Below are 11,772 nucleotides of genomic sequence, written 5' to 3'. Positions count from 1 at the left end.
TGTTGGAGGTGCCGTGATGGTTGGAGCATCCGATCGAGATTGGTATGACCGTCTTCGTCCCGAGGGGGATGATGATGCGTATGGCGGCGAGGAGCTGCGGTCCGATTCCCGTCGCCGTGTGATGGAGGGGTGGCGCCGTTGGGAGGATTCCCCGTCAGGCTCGTGGATTGTGGAGCATACCGGTCTTCTGTCCGCATTGTCGCGGGAGGGTTCGCTGCTGGCTCGGCGGCTCGGGGTCGGTGTCGTCGCCGCCGGTGCGGCGGTCATGCTGGTGGTGTTCCTCGCCAGTGGCGGCGGGCTTCTGGCGTCGTTCCTGTTGTCCTTCCCGCTGGTGCTTCTTGCGTTCATGGCGGGCATGGCCGTGTGGGTATTCTGGGATGCCTATCGCGATTCGCCGGAGCGTCTGGTCGATAGGATCGCGTCGCGTCCGGGCATGGCGACACGTCGTCAGGTGGCCGAATCGTTGGGGCCGAGGGCGGTCATGCGGTCCGTGGTCCCGAGCGTGCTGCCCGGCATGCTCGCCGACGCGCGCGCGGGCCTCCGCCCGTCGTGGCCGCAGCCATGGCAGGCTGCGATGCTTGTGGGGTACAGCCATCGTATCCAGGTGTGGCTGTCCGACGAATTGCACGTGTATCTGCTCGGCCCGGCGCGAAGCGGCAAGACGGTGTCCGTGGTGATTCCCGCGGTCGTGGAGGCTCCGGGGTTCTGTCTGGTGACGTCCACCAGGAGTGACGTGGTGTCCGCCACGAGACGGCTGCGGGATTCGCGCGCATGGGTGGATGGGCGCTTCTCCTCCGCTCCTGTGTCCGACGATGAGGCGTCGTTTCCCGCGCGTGGGCGCACGTTCGTGTTCGACCCGGAAGGGCTGGGGTCGTCGGATGCGTTGACCATGCATGACATGAGGTGGACTCCGTTGCAGGGTTGCGATGATCCGACCACGGCGATGCGTCGCGCGCAGACGCTGCTTGGCGTAGGCGGTCTCGGTCAGGGTTCCCATAACCGAGAATGGGGTGTGAGCGCAGGCGGCTATATCCAGGCGCTTCTGTATGCGGCGGCGATATCGAACCTGCCGGTGTCCCGTTGCTTCGAATGGTCCACGAGTCCGAAACGCGCCATGGAGGCCGCACGTCTGATCCGCGAGCATACGTCGGACCGGGACATGCTGCAGTGGGCGGACACGCTCCGCGCGTTGGAGACCATGGATTCGCGGCAGCGTTCCTCGGAATGGTTCGGCGTGAGGAACGCCTTCGCCATCCTCGCCGATCCGAAGGTGCGGGCGACGATGGATCTTCCTCCCCGTGATCCGCGTCTCATCGACCCGGAGCGCATGGTGAGGGACGGATGCACGGTGTATGCGCTGTCCCGCCCCAAGTCGCAGGCCGGCGGCGGTGTGAACGCCGGCCTGTTCGTCGCCCTGCTTCTGGACACGTTCCAGGAGGCGTGCCAGGATCTCGCCATGTCCGCGGCACCGACGGGCAGCGGGTCGAACCTGCGCAAGATCGAACCTCCCGCCCGGTTCGTACTGGACGAGCTGAGCAACATCGAGACGTGGGGCGGGTTGCGCAACGCCGTCACCCAGGGTGGCGGCAACGGCTACCAGCTGCTCATCGTGGAGCAGGACCGCAACCAGATGAGACGCGACTACGACACGGAGACCGAGGCCACGGTCTGGTCGAACTGCAACAGGATCATGCTCGGCGGCGTCACCGACCGGGAATCCCTGGAATGGTGGGGCGTGCAGATAGGCCGTCATGAGACGACGCGCAGGGAATCGACATGGAATCCCGGCCAGGGTCCGTTGGGCGGGTTCATGGAGCGGACGCAGGTCGAGGAGAGCGTCATGCCGTACGAGTTGTCCCAGCTGCCGCGCGGCTGGATGATCGTCCAGCCGTTGCATATGCCGCCCGTGCTCGTACGCTCGTTGCATTTCATGGACAGGAGCTGGTGGCATGAGGGGAAGGAGGCCTGATGAACGGCGATGATGTGCACGTCGATGGTTTGGATGCGATGCTGTCGGATGTCGGCGGTTCCGAACCTGCAGCGGCCCCGGAGTCCTCTTCCCCGCCGCCTGCGGCCTTGTCGGCCGGCGCCCTGTCTGGTCTGCTGGATGGCATGTACCGTTCCCGCCACAACGGGCGGTCCCCTTCGCCGGCCCTTGCGTCCATGATCGAACGGATCGTGAGGGAGACGGCGGGCGCCCCTCCCCGCGAACCCGGATACGGGCCGGGCCTGTGGTCCGATGTGCCGTGTATCGAAGCCGATTCCATGGCCTCCGCGCGTCCGCTGGCGTGGACGGCGGACCCGTCGGACGGTCTGGTGGATCTGGCGATGCTGCACACGATACGTTACGGCGAATGGCTGTGCCGCGTATTCCCCGATTGGGAGGAGACCCTTCCGTCCTGCTGGATCAGGCATGACGCCGTGGTCCAGGAGGTGTATGCGCTGAAATGCTTCGCGGACGCGATCGCCTGCGATCCGTCGGGAGGCATGCAGGCGCCCGCGCTCATGCAGCACATCAGGTCCGCCTTGGACCGTGTCAGATCGTATCTCGCCGACGAGCATGCCGAGCAGGAGACGCATGGTCATCACATGGACGATCCGGCCTCTCGCCGCCGGCGTGACGACCGTTTCATGGAATACCAGTCGTGGTTCGACCGTCAGGCCGGATGGCATGGCATGGATCCCGTTCCCGGTTCATGGGGTGCGGGACCGGATTTCGTCGCAGGCGTGCTGCTCGCCTATGGTGCTCCGCCGCAGCCTGCGGCATATGAGGCGCCATCCCCGCTTGGGCTGCGTTCGGGATTGGAGGAGAGCCAGGAGGCGCTTGACGGGTATCGCCGGAGGCACGACGAGATCTCCCGGCTGCCGGCCGGCGATGACCGCCGTAGCCAGGAGGCGCGTCTCGCCAATGACTCCTCCACCAGTCTCGCCAAGCTCAGCAGACTGTGGGATGACTACCGTCAGGCCGAATTGCAGGCCCGGGACCGGTTGGAGCGTGCGGTGGCCGAAGGCGACCGCCGGCTCGCGGACCGGAACCGTCCGGTCTCCCCGGATACCGCCGAACGCATACGCGGCCTGCAACGGCAGGCCGACATGCTGATGGCTGACGCCGGCGACCCCCGTCTGGACAGGGATTCGTATCGTCCGGCCGACCTGGCCAAGGAGACCAGGATGGCTGACAGTCTGGAGCATCTGACGCATGACGAGGCGTTGGATGCGCTCGAACGCCTGTCCCGTCTCATCCCCGAGATCCGAGACACGATCAGGGAGGCATAGTGGAGTGGGGAGGCGACGATCTGTTCGCCCAGCGGGATGCTGCCGCGCGGGCGGATGGGGATAGTTGGGTGGCTGGACTGTTGGACGGCGTCAGGCCGCCGGGCCCCGCCGCGAAACCGGCGTCCGGCCGACCGCAGGAGGCTTCCGCGTTCCCGGAGCTTTCGGACGCCGGCCCCGATGCCGTGGAGGATGCGCTGGCCTTGGTGGCCGACCCGATCGGGCGGGACGTCGTCCAGGAACCGTCGGGACGGCGCACATGGCCATGGATCGTGTCCGCCGCAGTGGTGATAGCCGCCGTCGCGTGCATCATCCTCGCATTGGCGGGCGCCGGCGTTTCGCAGGCCCGCACGGACGCGGCCTCGGCGGCGGATGGTCTCGGGAAGGCCGACCATCAGGCGTCCGTGTTCCTCGACGCGCATTCCGCGTCCGAACTGCACGAACCCGGCCTGTGGCATGACCTGTCCTCGCGGCGCAAGGCCAACCAAAGCCTGCTCGGACAGGATGTGTCCTCCATGGACGCGGACACGGCGCGCGGCTTCGCCTCCCGGGCCGGTGAGGCCGAGGCGGCCACCACACGGCTGACCGTCCGCGCCAGGAAGTCCCTGACCGAGAAACGCGACGCGGACGCGGCGGACGCCTTGGCCGACGCGGTGACGTCGGCGCGCGGCCTGCTCGGCTCCACGGTGGAGGACGATGACACCCGTTCCTCGATCACGGCGCTGCGCGCGATCGTGGACGAGGCGGGACATCTCGACGCCTCTTCGGGCGCGGAACGCCTCGACGCCATGCGCTCCCGCGTGGACAAGGCGCGCGACGCCCTGTCCGACGCGGTGTCGGTCCAATCCCGCCGCGCCCAGGAGAAGGCCCAACAGGAAAAAGCCCAACAGGAGCAGGCGCAGACGCAGGAACAAGAGCAGCAGCCCGTACAGCCCGCGCCGCAATCAGGGTCGACCGGGTCGAACGGTTCCGGCCCGAGTGCGGGCTCGGGCCAGCAGCAGTCCGGTTCTTCGGGTTGGAGCGTGCCCGCACCCGATGACGGATCGGGGTTCCCCGGCTCCGACCCGACGCTGTGACGGCAGGTTTTCGGTTATGCCCAACGGCAGGAAGGAATGATGGATGATGAACGAACGCAACAGGAAGGGACGCGGCCCTCTGGCCGCGTTGCGGGGATGGTGGGAGTCGGCCGGCCCGAAGGCCCAGGCGGGGACGCTCGTCGCCCTGGCGGTGCTGGCGGTATTGGCCATGGTCATGCTCAACCCGTTGCACCCGCTGGTATCCGCGCCGTCCGACGATACCGCCGGCGTCTCCTCCGCCTCTCCGACGCAGGGGGAAGCGCGAACGGACGCCGATGACGGTTCGTCTGATTCGAAGGCATCTGATTCCCGGACAGCGGATGATGCGTTCGACGGGGACACCGAGGACATCGCGGACAAGGTGCGCGCCCTGCTGAACTCGCCCTCCGGCGGGAACATCGACACGTTGGGCCAGCTGCTGATCCGGCATGGGGACCAGTCATTGGGCGACGCTTCGGACGTGTTCGCGGCGGTGGGCCGTCAGGAGCCTGCGGACACGGTGCGTCCCCTCGCCGAGGCATGGTACGGAAAGGCCATGCGGGCGGCGGCGGGGTACCGTCGCGCCGATCTGCGTTCCACGCTGCCGAACACGGAGGCCGCCGTCGGCCGGCTCCCCTCCCCCATGCCGTCGGGATGCGCCGGAATGGGGAGTGCCGTGCAGGCGGCTCGGGCCGCGGCGGATGACACGTCAGCCGCGTATGACGCGCTGACCGACGCGCAGCAGGGGTTGACGAAGGCCGTGGTATCCTGCACCAGTGATCTGGACGCCGATCAGATAGGACAGGTGTTCCCGCAGGATACCCCCTCAGCCACCATCCCCGACGATGGGAAGGGGGAATGATGGTGCCGGGACAGCATATGGTCGGCGAGGCGGCCGCCCCCGTCCGGCTCGCGTTGGGCGAATGCCGTGGCGTGGCCCGCATCCTGCCGACCGGCGTGCGGAGCACGACCATGCAGGATGGGACCCGCATACGGGTGCTGCGCTGCGTCACCGTCGAGTCGGGGCGTGAGACGCCTGTGGCGTTGATTCCCGCCAGCGGCAGGATCCATAACCTGATGATGGGCGCGACGGGAGGCCAGATCGTGCGGTTCGCCGGCCGTCCGCGCCTGTGGTCGCAATCCGAGGTGGCGGTGCTGGCGTTCACGGTCACGGCATTGGAGCTCGAGGACACCGACGAGTCGCGCATGCTGCGAGGACGCGCGGCGAAGCCCTCCGGCAGGGCGGGCGTGCGCCGCGGCTAGTCCATGCCCGTGGACTGAATGGCGGCGAATCGTTGCAGCATGCCGGTGAGCTCCGGTATGGGCAGATACCGTGCGGCGAGGACCCAGACGACGACGATGGAGCACAATGTGAGGATCGTCGTCGTCATGACCCACAGGGTCTGACGCAGGATCCCGCCGCCGGTGACGGCGCGGCCGGTGACCCCCGCCAGGACGGTGAGCGTGATGGCGAGGGCTATGAGGAGCGACGTGTCCCATGAGGCGAGCATGTCCGTCAGACCGACGGCCCATCGTACGAGCTGTTCGGCGAGGGTTCTTGCTGCATGTTCCATTGCGTTCTCCTTTCCTGCCGGATCGTGTCCGGCCGTGTCCCATGTCCTGGTGCGGGATGGTTCTGCATATCCACCCGCAGCGGTGCCGTGGTCTGCCGATTCTTGGCTCGTTTCGGCGGGTTGGCCACGCCCGCACCCTGTCCGGTGAGCCTGGCGTCGATGTTGCACCAGTGCTGCTCCTGCCGTCCGGAACTGGTCGGAGGCCGTTGGCCTATGGGCTGCGTCCTGTCCGTGACCCCCCACATGGCGCGGTAGACGGCGATGTCGCGCAGCAGCGTCGGATCGTTTCGGATGTCGGCCGCCTGCCGCGCCTGGGTGGCCCAGGGTTGCGTGGAGGCGCGGGCCTGTCCGGTGAGTCGTTCCGCCTCCTGTTCGATGAGTCTGTCGCTCTGACGTATCAGGTCGAGGGTGTGCGGATGCGTCGAGGACCTGATCGGTGGTATGACGCCTGCCGTCCACTGGTCGTGGATGACGCCGTTGACCCGGTCGAGCATTCCGTTGTTGAGCCTTCCCGCGATGACGGCCGCGTAGTCCACACGGCCTGCTGGCACGCGTGGCGTACCGATGGGCCGACCGTTCTCATGTTTCGTGGTCCGGTCGAATTCCTTCCAGTCGGGTATGGCCGTTTGGCTCATGGCCTTGTTGTCGATGTAGGTGCCGATGAGCGCGTCCACGGCGGGCGCGTATGTCTTGTCGAACCGAATGGCGACCATTCCCTTGGCGTCGGGTTCGCCTATGTCGTGGGGTACGCCGAGCCGTGCGAGCCGGTCGCCCATGGCCTTCGCCCTGGGGTCGAGCCGGTCGGCGTGGACATGGATCATGGTCTCGCCCTTGTCCGGTGTTCCCGGTCGTGGCATATGCTTGCGGGCCGTCCGGAGCGCGTAGGGTGTGGCCTGTTCCATGGTGGGATGGCCGGCGGAGAGCCGTCTGGGGTTTATGGGCCGGCTGAGGATGGCGAGGGCGCGTTTCGGGTCGGTCATGTAGGCGCGGGACCATGTGGCGCGCAGCCATTCGAAGCTGGGTGAGGTTTGGATCATCCTCATCTCCCCGTTGTTGTGGTGTCGGCGGAGGCTGGCGAGGAGATGGTCCTGGGCTATGTATCCCCCGAGGTATTGGCGTTCGCGGATGAGCCGGGGCAGGCTGTGCCGCTCCTCCCGTTCGTCGCGCATCGTCTCGGTCGCGGTCCTGGTGTCCGCGTGCGCGGTGAGCGCGGTGAGCATGCGTGTGCGCGCCAGCTTCGCCGGGTCGGTGTCCGTGCCGTACAGGTCATGGTCGGTGCGGCGTTCCTCGAGGCTCTTGCATGCCCAGTATGCATGGTTCTCCTCCCTTCCTCGGGTGAGCGCCACGTAGAGGAGTTCGCACATCGTGCGCGCCGTGCTGGATACGACGACGGCGCACCTGTCGACCGTCATGCCCTGGGCGCGGTGGATGGTGGCGGCGTAGCCGGCCTCGCAATGCTGGTTCGCCCATTCGCGTGGGATCGTCCATCGTCCTCCGTCCGTGTCGATGCAGGTGAGCGTCCGTCTTTCCACGCTTTCGATGGTGTAGTTGCGGCCGTTCTCGATTTTCCGCCCGTCGGGTCCTTTGATCGTGGAGTCGGGCATGCGGGCCACGATCTGGTCTCCCCTGCCTACGGCGAGCCCGTCGGAAAGGGTGGCGAGCCTGTCGGGGTCGCCGTCGGAGAGGCCTTGCGCGCGGCGTTCGAGGATGGTGCGTCGGTTCAGGTCGCGCACCTGCTCGTTGGTTCCGGCGATCAGCAGCGTGGTCTTGCCTTGTTTCTGCCATCGTATGGTGTCCAGGTAGGCCTCCTGTTCGCATTCGTCGTCCTCGCCCCAGTGGATGCGGTGGTGGTCGGCGTATTCCCCGATGAGGCGGTTGCATGCGGCGATGCTGCCCGGTTCGGCGCGGTCGCCGCCTTCGCGTAATCGGAGTGTGGCCTGAGCCTCGCTCTCCCATCGGCATGCGTCGCCTTTCGGGTCGTTCCTCCACAGTTCCGGGTCGTGGCGGAATCTCCATATGCTGGTGAGCATGACGCCTCTGCCTTCCCGGTCCGCCCAGGCGAGGATTCCTCCGGGCCCGTCCGGGGCTGACAGCTGTTTGGGGTCGCCGACGAGCAGCAGCCGCGCTCCGGCCTGTTCCACGAGCCGGCTGACCTGTTCGAGGTTCCTGGTGCCCACCATGCCGGCCTCGTCCACGATGACGAGGTCGCCGGCGTGGATGCGTGCCGTCTGGTCCTGCATGTCGAATGAGGTGATGCCCCGTCGTATGCGGTCGCGTTCGTGGGGTGTCGCCGCTGCGGCGAGCCGGCATGCGAGGGATCGGCGTATGGCGTTGCCCCGTGCGATGGCGTCATTGTTGTTGTTGGCGAGGAGGTGGGCTATGGTGCACGCGTTGCCGATGCTGTCGGCGAGTTCGTCCCTGGCCCTTGCGGACAGGGCGAGGCCGATGACCTGTCCGCCGTTCGACCGCCATGCGTCGGCGACGGCGCGCATGGTGGTCGTCTTTCCGGTGCCGGCCGGTCCGATGAGCGCGCTGGCCTGCCGTGGGTTCTCGAGAAGGTGGATGGCCGCCGTCATCTGGTCGCCGCTCAATGGGCGTGCCGGATCCTGCTGGTGTTCGAGGATGGCGCGGGCCGTCCCCTGTCTCCATGCGAGCGGGTCGGCATGGTCGAACATGGACATCACATGCGCTTCGGCGGCGAGGATTTCCCGGCTGGTGTACCGGTCGAGGTTCGGGTCGTCCAGCACACTGCGTCCGGGTTCCATGACGAGCGCCGGGTCACGGAGGGTTTCGGCCACCCGGTAGCGGGTGGGTGTGATGCTCACGCAATGGCCGATGGCGAGGTCGGCTATCCTGTTGGCCGTCTCCGCTCGTCTCGAGGGATCCATCCTCACGTCGGCGAGGAGCCGTTGCGCTTCGGCGCGGATGTTGCTGCGCGTCCATGATGCGCGTGTCCGGGTCATGTTCTCATACGCCGTGCGTGCGAGCCGTTCCATGTCCCCTTGTGGCGCCTGTCGTTCAGCGAGCTGTCCCGCCAGCCGGATTCCCGCCGCCCGCATGGCCGCCTCGGCCGGGGCGAGTGTTTCGCCGCGATGAGCCCGTACGGCGTCCATCATGGCCCGGATGCTCTGATCCGGAGCCTCTGCGGCGAGCTTCGCCTTCCAATGCCGGCGTTTTTCGGCGAGGCTGGGTTGGATCTCGGGTTTCGACTTCCTGGTTTCCAGCCACACCTGCTTGTCTATCTCCGCCCGCCGCCGCCAGTCGACCGGCCGGCCGAGGCGTAGTTCCTCTTCCGTCACGCGCCGGTCCACTTCGTGCGCTATCTCCTGATGGCGTCCGCTGAACAGGTCGATGAGTTCCTGCGGCACGCCTTCGACCTCGAGCCCTATGGCCTTGGTGCCGTTGGTGTTCTCCTTCTCCCGCCAGGAGAATCCGAGCCGCTCGGTGAGCAGGTCGCGGAGGATGTTGCTGTTGTATTCGCTCAGTTCGACGGATGCCGCGTACACCTTCCGCCCATCGAGCGCCGTCCATTGCCCGTCGGATGACCTGCGGACGCGGTTGCTGATGAACAGGTGCGTATGCGGGTGCGGGTCGCCGTCACGGGAGTCGTAATGGTCGAAAGCGAATCCGGCGACGCCGTCGCATCGTACCGATGCGACTCCGCCCTGTCCCGCCCGCGTGGACGCGTATTCCCGTTCGAAATACTCCATGGTCATCGTGGACGCCTCGTGGAGGCATTCCTCGATAATCCTGCGGGTCTCGGGGTCGGCGAACGCCCATATCACCGCCACGCTTTTGGGCACGGTCTGGGTCAGGTCGAAGCCCGCGTTGGGTGCCTCCCCGCCGTCACCGGCCTGCATGTCGGTCTCGCCGAGGAGTTTGCCGTCCACGGGGTTGCGGCGTTCGTTGATGAGCATGCGTACGGTGTCCGCGCCCGCCTCTTGTCCGGGTTCGCCGCCTAGCAGTCTGCTCGCCGAGCCGATCCACCGTCCGGGCGGGTTGCCTTCGGCGGTGTAGTAGGAGGCCGGGTTCGGGCCGGCGATGGCGTTGGGCGCGTCCATGTCGCCGATGGCCCCGTCCGCCTGCAACGGTTCGCGTGCCGTGGACAACGGGTATTCCGCGCTGGTGATCTTGGTCATGCTGATGGTCATGCGTGTCTCTCCTCTTGTCCTGTCAGTCGTCCGCCAGGCGGTTGTGTTCGATGATCCTGTCTGAGGTTCCGGCGCCGTTGGCCTGTTCGCATTCGGCGCGGAGCCTGCCGACGAACCCATTCGGGTCGGGATCCTGTATCGTATCGGGCGCGTGACGGGTGGCGAGCATGAGCATTCGGGCGATCATGTCCCCTGTGCGCGTCCTGCTGGTTTCATCCTGCCGGTGGAGGCGGCCCGCCTCCCGGACGATGTCGTCGGTTCGCATGCTCAGATCTTCTGCAGCTGTATCGAGTCTGCTTATCATGTCCGTATTCTGCATGGTCCTGCGTCCCGACTTGTCTCGTCGCTCTTTTCGCCGGTGGCGTTGGGCGCAGTTTCTCGAGCAGTAGGCAGGTTCGGGGCCACGCTGTCCCAAGGGGATGGGTTCGCCGCATTCCCGGCATCTGTCTCCTGTGCCGTTGAGCGAGTGTTCCCGGTTCCAGATGAGCCGGCATTTTGGCCCGCACCAATCCGGAGTGGGCCCGACCGGGGGTTTGCGGATGGGTTTGCCGCAGTTGCGGCAGTAGGCTGCCGGGATCCGGTCCGGATGGGCCGCGCGGGCCTGTTGCCTGCAACGGTTGGAGCAGAACCCATCGGGCCATACCGGCTGCTCCCTGTCATGGTCCGGGCAATGCTCCCACCTGCAGTAGCCCATCCGCCAGGTATCCTGTCTTTTCATCGTTGCCTTCTTTCGAGGGACCACCATCCGTGGTCCCTGCTGTTACGGCCTGTGTGGTCCTCCTGCCAGATTCGGTCCACGATATCGGTCATATCGATGGTCCTGCGGGCCAGGGAGTCCTCCTGGACCAGGTCGGACCTCCATTCGGTCCACTCCTCCGGACCGGGTTCGGCCCACTGGCCCGCCAGAGTCCGGGCCGGACCGTCCGGCCCGATATCGGGGTCGGTGGTCCAGGGCCGGGCGTCCCTCCAGCCCATCAGGTCCGCGATGCGGTCCATGGCCCTCCTGCCGACGGACCGGGCCAGGTCCCTGGCCCACGGCTCCCGGTAGTCGACCAGGGTCATCGGCTCGAGGGCCATGAGGGCCACCATGAGCCGGACCGACCAATAGCATTCCCGGACCAGGGACCGGTCGGCCCGGGCCGCCTCCTCGTTGCGGTCCGCGACCGCCCGGCCCAGCCCGCGGCCCGCCGCGACCAGCCGGGCCCGTGCCATCAGGAGCCTGTCCTCCTCGGCTAGCCGCAGCCTCCACGCACGCTCCCTATCCCTTTGTCTCCACCAGCGGTCGCGGCATCCCCTATGCACATGCAACGGCCGTCCGGTCCACGAATCGTGCTCCTCCACGGTCCGCCCGCATGCCGGGCAGACCGGCGTGGCCCTGTCGTTTTCATCGCTCATGCGGGCCCCACCCACCGTTTCCGCTCCTCCGCCCGTTATCGTCATGACGCGATATCGGCCGAAAACTGGCTTCGCGTAATCATTAACGTTGGAATTCCGCCGTTTCGGCGGTGCCCGGAGGGCATGGGTGCAAGAAGTGCATATCGTTTTTATTTTGTTCATAGTTCTGTTTTTCTGTGGAATTCTGGTGGAATATGGCTATGTGGGCTTTTAGATGGAATGTGTTGTAGTGGGATTGCTTTTCTGTTGGATGCTGTGTGGTGTATTTGCTTAAGCATTTGGCTTTTAATCCTGGTATAGGCATTCCTGTTGCCGGTTAATAGA

At 66.5% G+C, this 11,772-nt stretch carries 9 protein-coding genes; 5 read left to right on the top strand and 4 right to left on the bottom strand.

The features are described 5' to 3' along the window. Positions 1-16: 16 nt before the first annotated feature. The 5 genes from BW14_RS08440 (at position 17) to BW14_RS08420 (ending at position 5,591) form a co-directional block, all read left to right on the top strand. Positions 17-1,969, top strand: coding sequence for a type IV secretory system conjugative DNA transfer family protein (locus BW14_RS08440; protein ID WP_140490212.1), 1,953 nt, complete (start codon positions 17-19; stop codon positions 1,967-1,969). Further along, complete coding sequence (locus BW14_RS08435) at positions 1,969-3,276, top strand: hypothetical protein (RefSeq protein ID WP_140490210.1); 1,308 nt, start codon at positions 1,969-1,971, stop codon at positions 3,274-3,276. Before BW14_RS08440 ends, BW14_RS08435 begins: the two co-directional genes overlap by 1 nt. 68 nt (positions 3,277-3,344) lie before the next feature. Beyond that, positions 3,345-4,349, top strand: a complete 1,005-nt coding sequence (locus BW14_RS08430; protein WP_140490208.1) for a hypothetical protein — start codon at positions 3,345-3,347, stop codon at positions 4,347-4,349. 43 nt (positions 4,350-4,392) lie between these two features. Beyond that, positions 4,393-5,190 carry a hypothetical protein gene (locus tag BW14_RS08425; RefSeq protein ID WP_140490206.1) on the top strand — a complete coding sequence of 266 codons (798 nt, stop codon included), beginning with the start codon at positions 4,393-4,395 and terminating at the stop codon, positions 5,188-5,190. Continuing rightward, positions 5,187-5,591 carry a hypothetical protein gene (locus tag BW14_RS08420; protein ID WP_258186097.1) on the top strand — a complete coding sequence of 135 codons (405 nt, stop codon included), beginning with the start codon at positions 5,187-5,189 and terminating at the stop codon, positions 5,589-5,591. Before BW14_RS08425 ends, BW14_RS08420 begins: the two co-directional genes overlap by 4 nt. On the opposite strand, the gene BW14_RS08415 is transcribed toward BW14_RS08420, so the two are convergent. From BW14_RS08415 to BW14_RS08400, 4 genes are all read right to left on the bottom strand, one after another. Further along, positions 5,588-5,902 (bottom strand): hypothetical protein, encoded by a 315-nt coding sequence (locus BW14_RS08415; RefSeq protein ID WP_140490204.1) that lies wholly within the window; start codon positions 5,900-5,902, stop codon positions 5,588-5,590. The two genes, BW14_RS08420 and BW14_RS08415, sit on opposite strands and share 4 nt — an antisense overlap. Continuing rightward, positions 5,845-10,053: a MobF family relaxase gene (gene mobF, locus BW14_RS08410; RefSeq protein WP_140490202.1), complete on the bottom strand. Its 4,209-nt coding sequence runs from the start codon at positions 10,051-10,053 to the stop codon at positions 5,845-5,847. The genes BW14_RS08415 and mobF overlap by 58 nt, the downstream gene beginning before the upstream one ends. A gap of 22 nt (positions 10,054-10,075) precedes the next feature. Then, positions 10,076-10,318: a hypothetical protein gene (locus BW14_RS08405; RefSeq protein WP_140490200.1), complete on the bottom strand. Its 243-nt coding sequence runs from the start codon at positions 10,316-10,318 to the stop codon at positions 10,076-10,078. 449 nt (positions 10,319-10,767) lie between these two features. Beyond that, complete coding sequence (locus BW14_RS08400) at positions 10,768-11,142, bottom strand: hypothetical protein (RefSeq protein ID WP_140490198.1); 375 nt, start codon at positions 11,140-11,142, stop codon at positions 10,768-10,770. Positions 11,143-11,772: the final 630 nt, after the last annotated feature.

This window comes from Bifidobacterium sp. UTBIF-68 (assembly GCF_006408855.1).
In the GTDB taxonomy this organism is placed as follows: Bacteria; Actinomycetota; Actinomycetes; order Actinomycetales; family Bifidobacteriaceae; genus Bifidobacterium; species Bifidobacterium reuteri.
This window is presented reverse-complemented; position numbering and strand designations above follow the sequence as displayed.

Excerpts from the sequence above, each read along its gene's own strand:
- BW14_RS08440 (WP_140490212.1), top strand. The coding sequence starts at position 17 with ATGGTTGGAGCATCCGATCGAGATTGGTATGACCGTCTTCGTCCCGAG.
- BW14_RS08435 (WP_140490210.1), top strand. The coding sequence starts at position 1,969 with ATGAACGGCGATGATGTGCACGTCGATGGTTTGGATGCGATGCTGTCG.
- BW14_RS08425 (WP_140490206.1), top strand. The coding sequence starts at position 4,393 with ATGATGAACGAACGCAACAGGAAGGGACGCGGCCCTCTGGCCGCGTTG.
- BW14_RS08420 (WP_258186097.1), top strand. The coding sequence starts at position 5,187 with ATGATGGTGCCGGGACAGCATATGGTCGGCGAGGCGGCCGCCCCCGTC.
- BW14_RS08415 (WP_140490204.1), bottom strand. The coding sequence starts at position 5,902 with ATGGAACATGCAGCAAGAACCCTCGCCGAACAGCTCGTACGATGGGCC.
- mobF (WP_140490202.1), bottom strand. The coding sequence starts at position 10,053 with ATGACCATCAGCATGACCAAGATCACCAGCGCGGAATACCCGTTGTCC.
- BW14_RS08405 (WP_140490200.1), bottom strand. The coding sequence starts at position 10,318 with ATGCGAACCGACGACATCGTCCGGGAGGCGGGCCGCCTCCACCGGCAG.
- BW14_RS08400 (WP_140490198.1), bottom strand. The coding sequence starts at position 11,142 with ATGGTGGCCCTCATGGCCCTCGAGCCGATGACCCTGGTCGACTACCGG.